The 17,304-nt window shown below is 42.8% G+C and carries 11 protein-coding genes, 3 tRNA genes and 1 pseudogene; 12 read left to right on the top strand and 3 right to left on the bottom strand.

Annotated features, from left to right (window positions below):
• The first annotated feature begins 236 nt into the window (after positions 1 to 236).
• From BGM26_RS18610 to BGM26_RS18585, 6 genes are all read left to right on the top strand, one after another.
• Positions 237 to 311, top strand: a tRNA-Asn gene (locus BGM26_RS18610).
• A gap of 13 nt (positions 312 to 324) precedes the next feature.
• Positions 325 to 412 (top strand) — tRNA-Ser (locus tag BGM26_RS18605).
• 15 nt (positions 413 to 427) lie between these two features.
• A tRNA-Arg gene (locus BGM26_RS18600) sits at positions 428 to 501 on the top strand.
• 108 nt (positions 502 to 609) lie between these two features.
• The gene (locus BGM26_RS18595; RefSeq protein ID WP_217041785.1) at positions 610 to 768 is read left to right on the top strand and encodes a hypothetical protein; all 159 of its coding nucleotides are present in this window, start codon (positions 610 to 612) and stop codon (positions 766 to 768) included.
• Positions 769 to 1,347: 579 nt separating this feature from the next.
• Positions 1,348 to 2,781, top strand: a complete 1,434-nt coding sequence (locus BGM26_RS18590; protein WP_217041784.1) for a S41 family peptidase — start codon at positions 1,348 to 1,350, stop codon at positions 2,779 to 2,781.
• Between the two features lie 372 nt (positions 2,782 to 3,153).
• Entirely contained in the window at positions 3,154 to 4,347 is a 1,194-nt protein-coding gene (locus BGM26_RS18585) for a PDZ domain-containing protein (protein WP_217041783.1), read from the top strand.
• A gap of 76 nt (positions 4,348 to 4,423) precedes the next feature.
• On the opposite strand, the gene BGM26_RS18580 is transcribed toward BGM26_RS18585, so the two are convergent.
• Both BGM26_RS18580 and BGM26_RS21760 read right to left on the bottom strand, forming a co-directional pair.
• The gene (locus tag BGM26_RS18580; protein WP_217041782.1) at positions 4,424 to 4,579 is read right to left on the bottom strand and encodes a hypothetical protein; all 156 of its coding nucleotides are present in this window, start codon (positions 4,577 to 4,579) and stop codon (positions 4,424 to 4,426) included.
• A gap of 306 nt (positions 4,580 to 4,885) precedes the next feature.
• On the bottom strand, positions 4,886 to 5,020 hold the full coding sequence (locus BGM26_RS21760; protein WP_302053265.1) for a hypothetical protein: 135 nt from the start codon (positions 5,018 to 5,020) through the stop codon (positions 4,886 to 4,888).
• Between the two features lie 28 nt (positions 5,021 to 5,048).
• On the opposite strand from BGM26_RS21760, the gene BGM26_RS18575 reads away from it, so the two are divergent.
• The 3 genes and pseudogenes from BGM26_RS18575 (at position 5,049) to hmpA (ending at position 10,720) form a co-directional block, all read left to right on the top strand.
• A complete protein-coding gene (locus tag BGM26_RS18575; RefSeq protein ID WP_217041781.1) occupies positions 5,049 to 7,373 on the top strand; it encodes a beta-glucosidase in 2,325 nt (774 codons plus the stop codon).
• 176 nt (positions 7,374 to 7,549) lie between these two features.
• The gene (locus BGM26_RS18570; RefSeq protein ID WP_217041780.1) at positions 7,550 to 9,025 is read left to right on the top strand and encodes a right-handed parallel beta-helix repeat-containing protein; all 1,476 of its coding nucleotides are present in this window, start codon (positions 7,550 to 7,552) and stop codon (positions 9,023 to 9,025) included.
• A gap of 492 nt (positions 9,026 to 9,517) precedes the next feature.
• Positions 9,518 to 10,720: pseudogene (gene hmpA, locus BGM26_RS18565) on the top strand (NO-inducible flavohemoprotein).
• A gap of 392 nt (positions 10,721 to 11,112) precedes the next feature.
• Here the strand turns inward: hmpA and brnQ are convergent.
• Entirely contained in the window at positions 11,113 to 12,462 is a 1,350-nt protein-coding gene (gene brnQ / locus BGM26_RS18560) for a branched-chain amino acid transport system II carrier protein (protein ID WP_217041779.1), read from the bottom strand.
• A 499-nt stretch (positions 12,463 to 12,961) separates the two neighbouring features.
• Here brnQ and BGM26_RS18555 point away from each other — a divergent pair, with 499 nt between their 5' ends.
• The 3 genes from BGM26_RS18555 (at position 12,962) to BGM26_RS18545 (ending at position 17,076) form a co-directional block, all read left to right on the top strand.
• Positions 12,962 to 13,606 (top strand): glycosyltransferase, encoded by a 645-nt coding sequence (locus BGM26_RS18555; protein ID WP_217041778.1) that lies wholly within the window; start codon positions 12,962 to 12,964, stop codon positions 13,604 to 13,606.
• 758 nt (positions 13,607 to 14,364) lie between these two features.
• On the top strand, positions 14,365 to 15,006 hold the full coding sequence (locus BGM26_RS18550; RefSeq protein WP_217041777.1) for a YktB family protein: 642 nt from the start codon (positions 14,365 to 14,367) through the stop codon (positions 15,004 to 15,006).
• Positions 15,007 to 15,492: 486 nt separating this feature from the next.
• On the top strand, positions 15,493 to 17,076 hold the full coding sequence (locus BGM26_RS18545; protein WP_217041776.1) for an acetolactate synthase large subunit: 1,584 nt from the start codon (positions 15,493 to 15,495) through the stop codon (positions 17,074 to 17,076).
• The last annotated feature ends 228 nt before the right edge of the window (positions 17,077 to 17,304 follow it).

The raw sequence follows: 17,304 nt of genomic DNA, 5'->3' as shown, positions 1-17,304 counted from the left end.
TGGTTAGAGCGCACGCCTGATAAGCGTGAGGTCGGTGGTTCGAGTCCACTTAGGCCCACCATATATAAATAATTTCTTTTGTTCTGCAATAGATTGCGGAAGCTTGCAGTCCAAAGCATTACATCCCCGAATAAAGCTGTAGTAATCTGCAACAAATCACTCAGGGATTTGCAGCACAGTTTGACCACAACCAATCTTAAAAATTACACTAAATATCCGTAAATAATACTAACTATTCCGCAGTAGCTCAGTGGTAGAGCAATCGGCTGTTAACCGATCGGTCGTAGGTTCGAATCCTACCTGCGGAGCCATTTTTATGTTTATGGGGAAGTACTCAAGAGGCTGAAGAGGCGCCCCTGCTAAGGGTATTGGTCGTGTAAACGGCGCGACGGTTCAAATCCCTCCTCCTCCGTACATATAATGTAATGCGCCTTTAGCTCAGCAGGATAGAGCAACGGCCTTCTAAGCCGTCGGTCAGAGGTTCGAATCCTCTAAGGCGCGTAAAAAATTTAAAATATAACGATTATCAAGCATCCTTCGGGATGCTTGTTTATTTGCAGGAAATCATATCCTTTTATCGAATAGTAGTGGTAATAAGGAGATGAGAATATGGAGTACGTTGAGGAATCTATTACAGTTCAGCAATGGCAATGCTCTAAATGCAAGCAAGTAATTATGGATGAGAATGAGTATATTGATAACAAAGGTGTTTGTGATGATTGTTACAGCATACCTATAAAAAAGCGAATTGGTAAGGTTAGATGGTAATCAAAAGCTATGCGTCATTGCAAAGAAGGAATCAACATTTCTAAGAAGAAACGTTGATTCCTTCTTTTATGTTATATCTAAAATATCCTTTCCCACATTCTGCCGATCTAGTAGGCCAAAGGGTGATAGTTTTCACTTCGTATTCAGATACGCACTCTGATTGCTGATTGTTTTTAACTTTATTCAAAGATGATCACCAATTTCGAAAGTAGAGCTGCAAGTGATTCGGAAGTGATCTCCCGACTTACTTGGGAGGAGGTTCACGGTGATATGGTGATTGCAGGTGGTTTTCCTGCAATGTTCAGCAGCCGAATGACTTGAGCGTTCCACTTTCAAAGACACACGGTGTTATTTTCATGAGCAAAAATGGATAATCGTCCTGAAGGCAATAGATTATGGTCTTAGGGCATCTTTTTGTTCCTATAAATATTCTTCATAACTCGTCCCCTTTTTTCATATATTGAATTAGGCAAAGGCATCTCTAAATTGCGGGATGTTTTTTTGGTTTCTAAGAGGAAAATAAAGTAAGTTGAAGAAGTAATAGATACCGGTGTACAGCGGGTAGAAAGGAAGATGCAGATGAGCAGGAAATGGATTCCCCTGTTAATGACCGGTTCTCTGCTAGCCGGTGCTGGTGGCACTTATGCAGGAATGCAATGGGTAAATGACAGTGCGCCGGCCCAAACAGAAGCAGGAAAATTACCTGTTACGACAAGAGACGGAGAATTAGTAAAGGTTGAACAGGCATACAGACTCATTTTAAACAGTTATGTTGAAGCAGTGGAAGAAAATCAGTTAGTCGAGGGTGCTATTCAAGGAATGCTTGCTACTCTTGCTGATCCCTATTCAGTATACATGGATAAAGACACAGTTAAACAATTTAATGAAACGCTGGAATCCACTTTTGAGGGAATTGGGGCAGAAGTGGGCAAGGTGGATGGGAAAATTGTGATCATTTCACCGTTTAAAGATTCGCCTGCCGAAAAAGCAGGTCTAAAGCCAAGAGATCAGATTCTTAAGGTGGATGGTGAAAATGTTGAAGGTTTAGATTTATTAGAGGCGACCTTAAAAATCAGAGGGAAAAAAGGAACGAAGGTGAAACTTGAAATAGCTCGTCACGGTTTGACCGCTCCGCTTACTGTTGAAGTTAAACGGGATGAAATTCCCCAAATTACCGTTTACTCTGATTTGAAAAGAACGAGCGGGAAGGCAATCGGCTATATAGAGGTTACTTCTTTTTCAGAAGATACAGCCAATGAATTTAAGGGGCAACTGACCGCATTGGAGAAAAAAGGGATGGAAGGCTTGGTGATCGACGTCCGTGGAAATCCTGGAGGATTCCTCTTATCCGTCGAAGAAATCTTGAAGGAATTTGTCACGAATGAAAAGCCTTATATACAAATTGAAAAGCGAAATGGAGAAAAGAAAAGACATTTTTCTAGTTTGACGAAAACGAAGGGATACCCGATAGTAGTTCTCATTGATAATGGAAGTGCATCTGCTTCCGAGATCTTGGCTGGTGCCTTAAATGAAGCGCAGGGGTATACACTTATCGGAGAGAAGACCTTTGGAAAAGGGACGGTTCAGCAGCCAGTGCCGATGGGCGATGGCAGCAATATTAAATTGACCTTGTACAAATGGCTGACACCAGATGGGAATTGGATTCATAAAGAGGGCATTAAACCGACGATTGAAGTTAAACAGCCTGCAATCTATCGAACTCATCCGCTTCAAATTGAAAAGGTATTAGTGAAAGATATGAATAGCGAACAGGTGAAAAATGCCCAGGATATCCTAGACGGGTTAGGCTATTCACCAGGGCGGACTGACGGCTATTTCAGTGAATCAACGACGATCGCAGTAAGAGCTTTCCAACAGCAAAATGGGCTCAATCCAAGTGGAGAAATTGATCAAAAAACGGCATCCTTTCTCGAACAGGAAATCCTAGCCGAAATGAAAAAAGAAGAAAACGATATCCAACTGCAAACTGCCTTACGCTTTCTCGCTCGGTGACACAGACCCCACTCGAATTTAGTCGAATTATCGGGGTGATACAAATCTCACTCATGATGCCTGTCCCCAAAAATAAGCAGTGAATCTATGGATTCTCTGCTATTTTTTATTTTCAAAAATATAGCAATAGGTTTTGGGTGGCGGTTTTGGTAAAATAAAGAGTAATAGATTGTAATATGAAGAATAGGGCGATTTTACATATTAAAGATAGTCCAAACGTTCGCGAATAGATCATTCGCTTGCTCCATATTCGGTTGGTTCGGTTTTGAAGCTGAATCATTAATAGAAAATAGTAGTATAAATACGCGGTTTTCGTTTTTTAAGATTCATAATTTCTAATGAAACTTTATTGATAGAGGGTTGGTGGCTAAAGTGGCTTACGATTGGTTGTTTGAATTTTTAAAGGGAACGGGTAAGTTTTTCCTCCATCCGGTGTTCTATTATCTCTTCTTTATCGTTGCCGTATTGGGTGTTTCCCGTGTGAAACGGGAGAGAAGTCATTTCCATGTCCGGGCAGAGAATGCTTACTTTGAACTGCGACAGTTACTCCCGCTCGGAATACTAATTGGGTTAAGCCTGTCTCTTATTTCAATCGCGGCAGGACTTGTTATTCCGATGGAAACGATCCTGTTCACCGCAATCTTTACATTTTTATGGAGTTTAACGACGAGAATCCGATTAATGTCACCGGTTTATACACTAGGCTTTGCCTTTTTTGCGACCATATTTGCCATCGAGCAAAAGTGGCCGTTGCCTGCCTTTCTGAAAACGGTATCCACATCGGAACAAACGATATTTCCTTCGATCGCAGTTTTGCTTGGGCTGTTAGTAATTGGTGAGGGCATACTTATTTTCCGAAATGGAAGAAAGGGAACTTCCCCGAAATTGGTCAAAAGTAAGCGTGGGCAAAATATAGGCGTACACGAAGTGAAACGGCTGTGGATGCTCCCGTTGTTTTTAATTATTCCAGGAGAAGTCTTGCAGACTCCTTTTGAATGGTGGCCTGTTTTCTCGATGGCTGGAAACAAATATTCGATCATACTTGTCCCTTTTTCCGTTGGCTTTTACCAGCAGATCCAAGGAAAACTGCCGAAAGAAGCAGTGGAAACGGTGGGGCAAAGGGTAATCGGACTGGGGATTTTGGTTTTACTTCTGTCTGTTTCAAGTTATTGGTACCCGCTTGCATCCATTGCAGTAATCACAATCGCCATTATCGGCAGAGAGATCATTACTTTTAGGCAAAGCCTGGCAGACGAGAATCTTCCTTTTTATTTTTCGAAAAGAAACGAGGGGGTCATGATTTTGGGTGTCATCCCAGATTCCCCGGCAAGCGGCATGGCCTTACAGGTTGGTGAACTTATTACAAAAGTAAATGGCATGAATGTCCATAATAAAAAGAGCTTCTATGAGGCACTCCTAAAAAATCGGGCTCATTGCAAACTTGAGGTAATTGATGTAAATAACCAAATTCGCTTTACACAAAGAGCTCTGTACGAAGGAGATCACCATGAACTTGGTATCCTTTTTGTTCAGGATGAGAGAAAGAAGGATAGTGAGGCAGTGTGATGTAAATTTTTATAAACATCTAGAATAGCACCAAAATCTTACGGAAGGCTATTCGAAATTATCCGGAATCAAATTATTATTTTTTTGGAATTAAAACTTCATTGATGAGCGGAATTAAAAAGGAGGGATGATAAATCTCTTCTTTTTTCTTTGTGCCCCAGTTTTCATTAACATATATGTCAAATATCATTTGAATTATTTCTGCTTCTTCGGGAACTATTATTTCATTCATTACATGCGACCTTCGACTGGATTTCTAAATATTATAGTAAAAAAATATTTTTTAATAAATAGAAGTTCTTCTATCCTGTTTCAGTATATTTAGAATAATGAAGTATAATGCTCGTTTAAATTAATTTATTTTGATTGTTTATTTGGCAAAACATTGCTGCTACAGTGCTTGAATACTATTTCGTGACTTTAGGACCGTTGCTAATCTCGTAGTTTTTGTTGCTGCTCTGTAATTAACAGTTAATACTCCGTAATTAACGGATAATACTAGTGTAATAGTTTTTCTCTATACTAATAAACCTAATAGTTAGTAAGGGAGAGATAAGATGATAAAACGAATTAGTTCAATTTTTTTGACAGCAACGATCTCCATGTCTACGTTAGTAATTCCTGCTAATGCGATGAACGGTGGAACGGAAGGGACTAGACCCTGGATGAACACCCAGCTCCCTGCTGAGGAGCGCACCGAGATGCTTCTCGATGAGATGACGATGGAACAGAAGATCCAGCAAATCGCTATCTCGCGTTTCAATGAGAATGACACCGGTGAGACGTTCGTCATGAAATATGGCGGTAATAACAAGTACATGAGTGGCGAATTCGCGCCCCAGGGTACCCTGCCCGGGTGTGAGTATCAGGACACCGGCCGGCAGATCCGTGGGATCGAGGATCTGGGCATCCCCACAATCCGCATGACCAACGGTGGTACGGGTGTGAAGGGCGGATCGTGTGGCAAGGACCCGGAGGCGACGGGCTTGCCGTCCACACTGTCCATGGCCGCGACCTTCAACCGCGAGCTGAACCATGAGGCCGGCCGGATCCTCGGCGAGGAGACCCGGGCCTTCGCACATCACGTGCTGCTCGGACCAGGCTTAAACCTCGTGCGTCACCCGTACAATGGCCGGAACTATGAGTACTTCAGCGAGGACCCTTACCTGACGGGTACCCTTGCGACTGAGCAAGTCAAGGGCATCCAAGAGCAAGGGGTCCAGGCCCAGCTTAAGCACCTTGCCGGCAATGAGCAGGAGACCGAGCGCTGGACGATGGGTGTCCAGGTTCCCTCAAAGGCCATGAACGAGCTGTACATGCTGCCGTTCGAGATGACCGTAAAGGATGCTTACCCGGCCTCCGTGATGTGCTCGTTCCCGGATGTCAACGGTACCTTTGCCTGTGACAGCTCTGAACTGCTCCAAGAAGCTCTGCGGAACAAGTGGGGCTTCGATGGTTACGTCATGAGTGACCGTCGCGCGATTCACGACACGGTCTCTGCCATTAAGGCGGGTACGAATGTCGAGCTCGACTGGGCACCACAGTACTACACCCAGAAGAAGATCCAGGAGGCCCTCGACTCGGGTCAGGTGACCGAGGACGATATCGACAATCTGCTTCGTCCGCGGTACGTTAAGATGATCGAGTTCGGCCAAATGGATAAGCCTTACGACAAGTTCTTGCCGGAGATTGTCGATCCGATGGTCAACGGTGCCAACGCACGGAAAATGGCCGAGGAAGGCTCCGTGCTGTTGAAGAACAGTGACGGCTTCCTGCCGCTGAACGGCAAGACGAAGTCGATCGCGCTGATCGGCGTAGATTGGTTCGCCGGTAAGGCCAAGATGTCCCCGCGCTCCATTCGGGACAACAATGAGAACGTCGTGACTAAATACACGGTCACTCCGCAGAAGGGCTTAGAGAATGTCATCAAGGAGCTAGGCTACGACACAAAAGTGACTTACAACGATGGCCGTGACCCAGAGGCTGCAGCCAAGCTGGCCGCTGAGTCCGACGTCGTACTACTCATGGTCGGCGACAACCCACATGAGACCGTGGACCGCAAGACTCTCGGCTTCCCGGCCATCGACCTCGACCCGGATCCGGTCCGAACGAAATGGGTGGAGCAGGAGCCGCTGATCGACGCGGTTATGAAGGCCAACGCGAAGAACACCGCTGTGGTCCTGAAGACCTCCGGTATGGTGCTCATGCCGTGGCTGGATAAGGTCCCTGCCGTCCTAGAGGCATGGTTCCCGGGCATGGAGGATGGCAATGCCGTCGCTAATCTGCTCTACGGGAAGGTCAATCCTTCCGGCAAGCTGCCTATGACGTTCGGTGCCACGGAGCATGAGGCCGCCTTTGCGACCAAGGAGCAGTACCCTGGAACCCGTCAAGACACTGGCAAGCCAGGTGGCCCGGGCCCGTACGGTAACGGTTCCGACCAGCTAATCGCCAAGTACTCCGAGGGCCTAGAGATGGGCTACCGCTGGTACGAGGCCAACAATGTGAAGCCGGTCTTCCCATTCGGGTACGGCCTGTCGTACACGACCTTCAAGTATGACGACCTGAAGGTGAAGAAGATCCAGAACAAAGGCTCGTTGTCTGGTATTGACGTGTCCTTCACCATCACGAACACCGGTGACGTTGCCGGCGCCGAAGCGGCACAGGTCTACCTGACCCTGCCGAACGAGGCGGGAGAGCCGACCAAGCGACTCGTCAACTTCGATAAGGTTTACCTTGAGCCAGGTGAGAGCAAGCAGGTGACACTAAAGATTAACCAGGCCGACTCCAACCACCCGTTCTCCTATTTCATTCCGGAAGACCCGGACAACCTGGAGAACTGGGCTCATGGCGATTGGGCAACCGTTGACGGAAAGTACCGCGTGCATGTCGGTGGTTCCTCGGCAGACACCCCGCTGGAAAAGGACGTCCCGTTGAACTTCAAACTCAGCAAGGGCAACGGAAACAACGGGAATAACGGAAACAATGGAAACAATGGAAACAACGGGAACAACAACTCCCAACGTTAGGCCTTAGGGCCATGGGATGACATCGGCAACCCGGTAGGGGTCGTCAGGCATCCCGAAAGTAGTGAGCCCGCGGGCTCGGTGAAATAAGCCGAGGCCTGCGGGCTCACTGCTTTTCTCGACGCCTCCAAGGGTGACGAGAGTGACGGAAAGAGTCAAGGAAGGACGTGAGAAGTCTGATGAAGGGATTCGTTCGGAACAGCCGGCGAGGTCCGGCGCATTCGTGGTGGGTGGCCCTTGGCCTGGTGGTCCTCTTGACCGCATGCACTGTCGAGGAATCCGACGGGCCGGTCGGGAGCGATGACGTCGTGGAACCCGCCCCGTCCGGGCACGGCGACTGGCAGGTCCCGGGCTTGGTGGATCGGTCCGGCGCGCCGATCGAGGTACCGGCGCCGGGTCCGACCACGGGCAGGACCTTGGACGTCACGGACTTCGGGGCAGATCCGGATCCGAACTCACACGACGACGCACCAGCCATCCGGGCGGCCCTGGACGCGGCCAAACCAGGTGACGAGGTCGTGCTGCCGGCCGGCACGTATGACCTGCGCTCCACTGATCCGGCCGACGAGTCGGCGAACATCGTGTTGCGCAGCGGCGTGAATCTGCGCGGCGAGGGCCAGGAGCGCACCGTACTGCTGACCTCCCTCGACGGCGAGGATGACAGCCGGGTGATCCGCGGCTCCGGCGTCCACGACGTCATCGTCGCTGACTTCACCATCACCTCCCGTCATAAGGGTCCACTTGGCGACGCGACTGGCGGCCCGATGTACGGGATCTACCTCGGAGCCAACGAAGGGCAGGCTAGCTCCCGGGTCCTGGTGAAGAACCTGGGTATCCGCAGGTTCGAGCGCCACGGCATCTCCGTCAAGGCCAGCCGTGAAGTGACCCTCTCTGGAAACTACATCAGTGAGGCAACTGCCGTCGGTCCCGGCGGACAGGGCTACGGCATCGCTATCGAGGGCTCAGCGGACCAGCACGACCCGGATGCCACCAACGATTCCCGGCACAACCTCGTCATCGGCAATACCTTCGATGGCAGGCATCTGCGGCACGCCATTCTGCTGCAGTTCCCCACGCACAACAATCTCGTGGCAGAGAACACCATCGTCGGCAGCCTTCTCGACGCCATCGACTTGCATGGCGAGGGTGAATACCTAAACGAGATCCGGGACAACACGGTTATCGGCGGGCAGCAGGCGGGCATCGCGCTGGGCAATCCTGGCGGATCCAAGAATAAGCACGACGCCTCAGGACGTGGAAACTGGGTGCATTCCAACGACCTGATTGGAAACCGTCAGGGAGTACTCGTCATCCTGGGAACTCCTGACACCCTCATCGAGGACAACTGGATCAACGCCGGGGAGGATTCGAAGGCCGGCATCGAGGTTCGCAATGCGCCGGGCACAGAGTTGCACGGTAACTACATCACTGGAGGGACTGACGGGTTCTGGGCCATCCGGCTCAGTGAGGACCGCGGTACTGACGGACGGGGCACAGGAATCCCCTCAGGCATCAGGATCGAGTACAACGTTATTCGACAGGCCGCTAACGGCATCAGGATTGATGCCGGGGAGGACTTCAGCGTGGTTGAAAACGTCATCGACGGAGCCGAGCTGAGGGTGGCTGACGGGATAGAGGTGAGCCACATTAGATGATTTAATATTCTATCCACATTTGGGATTTATCCTATCAACTCAGATAAAGGAAAACTAAATGAGTTTCTATACAATAAGTTAGAAATTGAAAGCTATATAAATAAAAATCAAAGGACAATAAAATAATGTAAAATCCTTTTTTTAATAGGCATTCTCTTTTGGAGTACCGGCATAGGAAAAATCAAATTTAAAAAGAAGCATAAAGCAGTGGATTTCACAACCGAAATCTCACTGCTTTTAACATTTTCTTAAGTGAATATATGGCAAATTCATACGGGCATATTCAACTAAACCAATTAATAGAAGCTCTGCTGTTATTCAATTTAAGGGCCAGTTTGTTGAGTAAGGCTTCATTGGTATTTTACAAAGAAACTTTGAATTCCCTTTTCTCATTTAATAAATATGTTTATTTCCCAATTTAGTTGGAGCTGTTAAATTTAGTAAATAATCAAAACCTGAGGTGAATTTATTAACATGCTAGATGACTAAACGATTGAAATTGTTCAATCAACAGTACCTGTACTGAAGGAGCATAGTAAACCAATAGGAAAAAGATTTTATGAATTACTTTTTTCGAAAGCTCCTGATTTGTACAATCTTTTTAATCAAACCAACCAAAAGAGAGGAATTCAGCAGGAAGCATTGGGCTATGCTGTCTATGCCACAGGTGAACATATTACGAATCTAGAAGCGATTATGCCAGTAATTACAAGAATTACCGAGAAACATCGTGCCATAGGGATCGTTCCTGAACAGTATCCGATTGTAGGAGAAACGCTACTTCAAGCAGTGAAAGATGTGCTTGGTGATGCAGCTACTGATGAGATTATAGATGCATGGGGAAAGGCATATGGTTATATCGCGGACGCCTTTATTGACATTGAAAAGAAACTCTATGCTGAAGCAGAGCATCAAGCTGGTGGTTGGGAAGGTTACCGAAGCTTTACCATCGATAAAAAGGTAGAAGAAAGTGATGTTGTTACTTCTTTTTATTTGAAACCGAAAGATAATAAAAACATTTCTTCCTATCAAGCAGGACAATATTTAACACTAAATGCTGAAATTCCAGGAGAGAAATATACACATATTCGTCACTACAGTCTATCGGATTCACCAGGAAAAGACTACTACCGAATTAGTGTTAAACGGGAAGATGCACATGGTGATGCTCCCCCTGGAATTGTCTCTAACTTTTTACATCAACAAATGAAAACTGGAGATACCCTTAAATTTTCTGCTCCGGCAGGTGACTTCGTACTTGATAACACAGATATGCCTGTCGTTCTTATTAGTGGGGGAATTGGAGTTACTCCATTACTAAGCATGTTAAATACCATAGCGGAAAAGCAGCCACAGCGACAGGTTGCGTTTATCCATGCAACGACCAACAGTCAAACACACGCTTTTAAAGAGCATGTGAAATAATTAGCTAATAATCATGAAAATATAAAATCATTTGTTGTCTATGATGCACCAACCGAAGCTGATCGAAGCTCTCGACACTTCGATAAAGAAGGATATGTAGATTTAGACTTCCTTCAATCTAAAATTCCATCAAAAGAAGCCAATTTTTATTTCTGCGGACCTATTCCTTTTATGGAAGCAATCAATAAGGCCTTAAGTCAATGGGGTGTTTCAAAAGACCATATCCATTACGAGGTATTTAGTCCAGTCGCTATTTTAGGAGAAAAATAAGGAGACTAAAGGCGTGAATACAGCCATAAATCTAATATTCTTTGCCTAAGCCTCACGGATAGGTACGTTCTGCCGCAGCTAACGTAATAATTTAATACCATATAAAATATTGTTGAACGGGTTCTTCAATAAGTGTGAACCGTTTTCAACACACTTTGATCTTCCACTAACGGACGCATTTCTTTAATAAAGAATGCGTCTAGTTTCATTCATGGGTAAGATTGTTGAACAACGCATTTAAATAAAATTGGATATTATATGTATAAAATATTGACTCAAATCCAGAATGTAACTTATTAAATTTTTATATGATCAACCATTATCTCCATATTCATAAAAAAGAAGTCTAGGCATTATTCCTAGACCGCTTTTTAAAATAGATTATTTTTTATTTATTTAATTAATCTAGTTGGATGGTTAAGGCTGAATTTCACTCGTAATATGCTACTGCCATACCCTATGAATCCTCCAATAATAGCAGGAATAATCCACCCTAGTCCGACGTCGTACATAGGAAGAATTGCATTAAAGAAATTATTAATAGATGAAAGGTGTATACCAGCTCCGTTTAATCCATCAAAGAAACTAATAATAAATGTTAAAAGTAAGCTTCCTTGATAAACTTCAGCTTTCCCTTTAAATAAAGAATGAAAAAATGTTAAGAAAATTAATACAATAGCTAATGGGTAAATAGCTGTTAATACAGGTACAGAAATAGCAATTAACTGTGTTAGTCCAATATTAGCAACTATTGCACTAAAAATAGTTAAACTAATAGCAATTGTTTTGTAAGGAACTTTTGGAAGTAGTTTATTGAAGAATGAAGAACAAGCTGTAACAAGCCCTATGCTCGTTGTTAAACAAGCTACTGTAATCATTAATCCTAATAATATCCCACCATAAGTTCCAAAATAGTATTCCGAGACTTTTGCTAAGAAAATACCTCCATTATCTAAGTGTCCAAGTTTTTCTACACTTGAAGCACCCATGTAAGAAAGAGCTGTATAAATGATTGCAAGGATAACGGCAGCAATTCCAGCTGCTTTTCCACAAACAATCATAATTTGCTTTTTTGTTTTTGCACCTTTTTCTTTAATAGCGTTAATGATAATGATGCCAAAAACAAAAGATGCAAGCGTATCCATTGTTAAATAACCTTCTCTAAACCCATTAAAAAATGGTTGAATTGTATAATTCTTAACAGGTGCTTGCAAATCACCAATTGGATGAATAAAAGCAACTACTATTAGGATTCCAATAAACGTTAACTTGATTGGAGTTAATATTTTCCCTACAATTTCGACAATTTTCGCGGGGTTTAGCGAAAAAAGGCACGTAATGCTAAAAAAGATGATTGAAAAAATAAGTAAAGGTATAGAGCCGGAATTTTCGGATAAAAAAGGTTTGACACCAATCTCAAAAGAAACGTTTCCTGTTCTTGGTATAGCAAATAAAGGACCAATTGCTAAATAAAGAACGGTTGTGAATACAATACCAAAAACAGGATGTACACGACTTGCTAACGACTGTAAATCATCTTTCCCCGAAAAACCAAGTGCTAACACACCAAGTAACGGTAATCCAACTCCTGTTACTAAAAACCCTGCATTAGCTGACCAGATATTCATACCTGCCGATTGACCAAGCATTGGTGGAAAAATTAAATTTCCTGCCCCAAAGAATAGAGCAAATAGCATTAAACCAATAACTACTATAAATGAAAACGGTACTTTATTAGACAAGTTTAAACCTCCATAAAATAACTAAAATTTACTATTTTAGAAAAGCGTTAAATCTTCAGAAAATTATGCAAGAGTTAAATATCTATGATGCCAACATATTATAACTAGATAAAATTATTATATCAATATAAATTTTTAGTTTTTATTATACATCTTAATGACTAGATCCGAATTTCAATCTACCCTCATCTTATCAAAACGCTCTTACCTCTTTTCATCTAACAGCAACCTACCATTCGGTTTTAAATCTTGCGGATAAGCGGGTATGCGTGAGCGTTATCTCTTAAACTGAGGGAGTTTAAGAGTTTGTACCAGAACAATTGGGTATGTGAATAGACTTCAGAAAAGAATATTTGAATTATTATTCGGGAATTGATTCGGTCTTTTTGTTTTGGTTAAAAATCAATAAATCAGTGTTATTGGAACTCAAATTATGACGAATGGAGGAAATCCCATATACAAATAATAAAAAGGATTAAATTTGGAAGGAGTAGTTTTTATGAAAAAATTATTATTGATGGGATTTATTTTGTTATTTCCGCTAAACATGTTGGTTGGATCAATTAGTGTTGTCGCTGAAACACAAGAACATCGTATTAGCCAATCTGAGGTAAAGTTTGAAAATGAATTCAGGAGACTTTGGATTGATCATGTATTGTGGACAAGTAATTATATTACAAGTGCAACAACAGCAGGAGCAAAAGACCAAAAACAGGTGTTATCAAGACTTCTGAAAAATCAAGAGGATATTGGTAATGCTGTGAAGCCATTATACGGAGAGAAAGCTGGGAACAAACTAACAGATTTGCTTAAGGAACATATAATTCTTGCCGGCAAGATTGTAGATGCGGCTAAAACGGGAAAGAAAGCCTTGGTGAATCAGCTAAACAAAAAATGGTATAGAAATGCTGATGATATAGCTGCGCTCCTTAGTAGTGCCAACCCTTATTTGAAAAATGAAAATCTAAAAAAATTGCTTTATATACACTTGAAATTTGTGACAAATGATTTATCTTCAAGCTTAGCAAAAGATTGGAATGCAAGAATTGTTTCGATTGATGATGGGATCTCACATATAATTAGAATGGCAGATACTATCTCTACGGGAGTTGTAAAGCAATTTCCTGAGAAGTTTAATAAATAATCTAAAGGGGCTGTCCAAAAAGTCAGACTAACTGACTTTTTGGAGTCCCTTCTTTATTTATAATTAAAAAATCATACAAAAAAAATCGTCCTATCTAGTAAAATGTAAGTGGCCAAACCAAGAAATGGTTGAAGCTGTGCCGGATGAACAATTATTTTCTCATTTATAAAGGAGTGTACGAGCGAATTCGAGAAACTCATTTATTGTCAGTGGGGTCTCTTCAACCTGATAGGGATTTTTTAAGTGGGAAAATTAATTTTGAAAAATTCCCCTGATGAAAAAAGTACCAATCATTCTAATTAATTTTGAAAAATATATAATGATTAAGGTTGATAAGTCAACATCCTATTCTAGCTAATTATGAATAGTCACAGATGTGAATTTTAATCATTTAGGGGTTGGGAGGGGTAATTGTAAACTCCTAATTTTTTGAATTGCTATAATAAAATTTTAATAAATTAATCTCAATTCATAAAAAAGCTTTTTATATATTGCGATAGAACTCGACATCGTGCCCGTTTTCCGCTTATACTTAGTACAATTTTACCTTTATTCAGCAGAAGTCTCTAAACGATATAAGTTGCGAGATTTAATTCAAACAGTTATCCAATTCAGTGGGGTTCAAACCCCAGCTGAATAAAGTTAAGCCTCCGGCGGATGTCTCAGATTTTTTAAAGGAATTTATCGAGCAAGCTAAGGAGAAAATCTGGGAGTAAATACGCCAAGGCGAATTTGATTTGAATAAGGAGGTTTAATAATTGCAATTTGAAGGATTCGATCAATCGGATTTTGAGACGTTCACAATAGAAGGACTTGACGCAAGAATGGAAGCGATACAAGAACGGATTCGTCCGAAGTTTCAAGCAATCGGCGATAAGTTGACGGGGGAACTTTCTATATTAGCAGGAAATGAATTGTTTTTGCATATTGCAAAACACGCTCGTCGAACCGTTAATGCCCCGAAAGATACTTGGCTTGCAATAGCGGCAAGCAAACGGGGATACAAAATGCTTCCGCACTTTCAAGTCGGCCTATTTGATGACCATGTTTTTATTTGGCTTGCATTCATTTATGAATTGCCAGATAAGAAGGAAATTGCAAAGAATTTCCTTGAAGAAATTGACAATGTATGGAAGCTGATTCCAAGTGATTTTGTCATTTCACTTGACCACATGAAAAAGGAATCCGAATCCATCGAAAGTTTAGGTAAAGAAGGATTGAAAAAAGCGCTTGAACGCTTCCGTGACGTGAAAAAGGCAGAGTTTCTTGTCGGTCGTCATGTTCACTCAAATGATCCAATATTAAAAGACGGTGACAAGTTCCTTTCATTTGTCGAAGATACGTTCAAGGCGTTATTTCCGCTTTACAAATTATCGTATCAGCAAAAAGTGTCAAAGTAATGATGAGATGATCCGGTTTTCCTGGCACTTCCCCAAAATAAACTCATATTATTGAGATAAAGGGCACAAGAAGAACTAGTTGAACACACAGACAGTTGGGCTCAAGTACAACTAATAGCTTAGGGCTAGTATGCATAGGCTGGATCCTGCGTTTCAAAAGGTGCAGTCATAGTGAATAATCGTTTTAAAAATTCCACAATCGCGCGTGATTGTGGAATTTTTATTTTTTTAACTAATTTGGCTAAAACTAAGGTGTGTATAACGTTTTTATTTTGTTCTTAAAGACATTTTTAGGAAACACTATTGTTTTTGCAATAGAATTAATCATTTTGAAAAAAGGTTATTAAAAGGGGTTATTAGTACCCGAAAGCTCCCGAAAAGTTGAAACCGTTCACGCAAGGGGCTCATGGTACTTAAAATCTCTCTTCAGGTAACACATAGTAAGGAGCAATTTTTAAAAAATACAAAGTTCCAAAGGAGGATCATATGAAAGTCACAGACGTGCTTGTTCAATACTTGGAAAATGAAGGGGTTGAGTATGTGTTTGGAATCATGGGGAAAGAAACCCTAGATCTTGTTGATTCCTTAGAGAAATCGGAGCAAATCCAGTTTGTCAATGTCCGCCACGAGCAAGGGGCAGCTTTTATGGCAGATGTTTATGGAAGATTATCGAATAAGGCAGGCGTATGTTTAGCGACATTGGGGCCTGGGGCGACGAATTTATTGACGGGCATAGCAAGTTCGAAGCTGGATCATTCACCGGTTGTAGCGTTTACGGGACAGGCTGGATTTGAGCGGCAGCATAAAGAATCACATCAATATTTGGACATTGTGAAAATATTTGAACCGGCAACGAAATGGTGCGTGCAAATCAAAGATTCACAAACGATGGCAGAGATTATTCGCAAAGCATTTAGAGTGGCGAAAATGGAGAAGCCGGGATCTGTTTTAATCGAGTTACCGGAAAATTTAGCTGCACAAATGATTCCGGCTCACCCGCTGCAGGTCACGCCAATGCCAATAAGTGTCCCTGAAGGTGCTGCACTCCAGGCCGCACATACTCTAATTAGCAAATGCAGCAAGCCGTTTATCATTGTCGGCAATGGGGCAGTCAGAGAAGAGGCGGCAGAAGCGCTCCAAACGTTTATTGAGCAGCTGCAATCACCTGTTATCCATAGTTTCAAGGCCAAAGGCATCTTGCCGAAAGACCACCGGCTTAACTTTTTCACGTTTGGGTTCAATAAGGAAGATGAGGTATTACCAGGAATCAACGAATCCGACCTGCTCATTGTCATTGGATTTGATTTTGTTGAAAAATTGCCAAAGGAATGGAACCGTAAGAAAGTTCCCGTTCTGCATATTGATGCGGCTCCGGCGGAAGCTGATGAATATTACCCCGTCCAAATCGAGTTGGTAGGAAGTATTAATAGGTCTTTGCAAATGCTCAATAAACTAGATATACCTGTAAAACCATGGGCCCCTTCAGGGAATCTGAAAGCACAGATCGAACATGCTTATCAAATAAATGAAGGAAATAGCGGCAATTTAGCAATCACACCTATTTTGCATAGCATTGAAAAGCTTTCTACCAATCAAACAATTGTAATCTCTGATGTTGGCGCTCATAAGGTTTCGATTGCCCGTACGTATCAGCCGAAACAACCGAATAGACTTATTATGTCAAACGGACTTGCCTCAATGGGAATTGCTTTGCCAGGCGCAGTTGGGGCCAAATTGGCTTGCCCGAATGACCCGGTTATTTGTATTACAGGGGATGGAGGGGCTTTAATGAACATCGCTGAAATAGAGACTGCGAACCGGTTAGGGCTCTCGTTTGTCATGATTATCCTAAATGATTCTAAGTTGAAATTGGAAGAAGAAATGATGATGACGGAGTTTGGAAAAAGCTATGGAACAGCTTTTGGAAACCCTGACTTTGTCCAGCTTGCGAAAAGCTTTGGTATACGTGGCGTGAAACCTGCAAATTTACTTGAATTCGAAGGAATGCTGGAAGATGCGCTAAATCATCCAAATAAAATGACGCTTATTGACGTTCAGCTTGAAGAATAAGAATGGCCAGCCTGTCATTATGACGACCCCTCATAGAATATATAAGAAGAGAACCTAAAACATTTACTAATGAGGGGGACTGCATGGCACGACCTGAAACATTCAAGCGAAAAACGAACTCGGAAGGATCAGTCTTCAACTAGGTTATCAGATAGAAGTTTTTGCAGAAGGATTAACGACACCGATCAATACCATTTTACGGATGATGGAGAAATGCTGATTGCTGAT

Origin of the sequence: Bacillus sp. FJAT-29790, assembly GCF_019039215.1 — a bacterium.
Lineage (GTDB): Bacteria > Bacillota > Bacilli > Bacillales > Cytobacillaceae > Cytobacillus.
The sequence above is the reverse complement of the archived record's forward strand: the minus strand, read 5'-3'. Positions and strand labels throughout refer to the sequence as shown.